This window comes from Pseudomonas sp. 43(2021), assembly GCF_017490805.1.
In the GTDB taxonomy this organism is placed as follows: Bacteria; Pseudomonadota; Gammaproteobacteria; order Pseudomonadales; family Pseudomonadaceae; genus Aquipseudomonas.
Map to the genome: position 1 here is coordinate 1 of NZ_JAFGYJ010000099.1, position 763 is coordinate 763.

1 protein-coding gene and 1 pseudogene are annotated in these 763 nt (G+C 58.7%); both read left to right on the plus strand.

Going from position 1 to position 763, the window contains the following annotated elements; genetic code table 11:
* Positions 1 to 189: pseudogene (locus tag J5M71_RS29430) on the plus strand (hypothetical protein); the annotation flags it as partial.
* 71 nt (positions 190 to 260) lie between these two features.
* A partial coding sequence (waaF, locus tag J5M71_RS26110) for a lipopolysaccharide heptosyltransferase II (RefSeq protein ID WP_207838329.1) occupies positions 261 to 763 on the plus strand: 503 nt, incomplete at its 3' end.

Sequence of the window (763 nt, forward strand, 5' to 3'; positions counted from 1 at the left end):
GATATGGAAAGAGATGGGGCTAAGCTGAAAGCGGTTTATGCAGCACCCACAGTAATCTGCGCTGAAATGCAGATGTTGAAACAGATGCAAAACCCTGTGGGAGCTGGCTTGCCAGCGATAGCGGAGTATCAGACGACAATAGTGTTGAATGTGAAGACCCCATCGCGGGCAAGCCCGCTCCCACAGTAGATCTACAGTGTTTGTAGAATTATCGAGGCGGGGAGGCGTAAATGCCTCCCCGGTTCGTTTTTGGAAACCACATGAATATTCTGATCGTTGGGCCCAGTTGGGTCGGTGACATGGTGATGGCGCAGACACTGTTTCAGTGTCTCAAGCAACGCCACCCGCAATGCGCAATCGACGTGCTGGCGCCTGAATGGAGCCGGCCGATCCTCGAGCGCATGCCCGAAGTGCGCAAGGCCTTGAGCTTCCCGCTCGGCCACGGCGCGCTGGAACTGGCGACGCGCCGACGCATCGGCAAGTCCCTGCGCGGTCAGTACGATCAGGCGATCCTGCTGCCCAACTCGCTGAAATCGGCACTGGTGCCGTTTTTTGCCGGCATTCCGAAACGCACTGGCTGGCGTGGCGAGTTCCGCTATGGCCTGCTCAACGACGTGCGCACTCTCGACAAAGAACGCTACCCGCTGATGATCGAGCGCTTCATGGCGCTGGCCTATGAAGCGAACGCCGAGCTGCCGAAGCCGTACCCGCGCCCGAGTCTGCAAATCGACCCGGTGACCCGCGAAGCGGCACTGGCCAAATT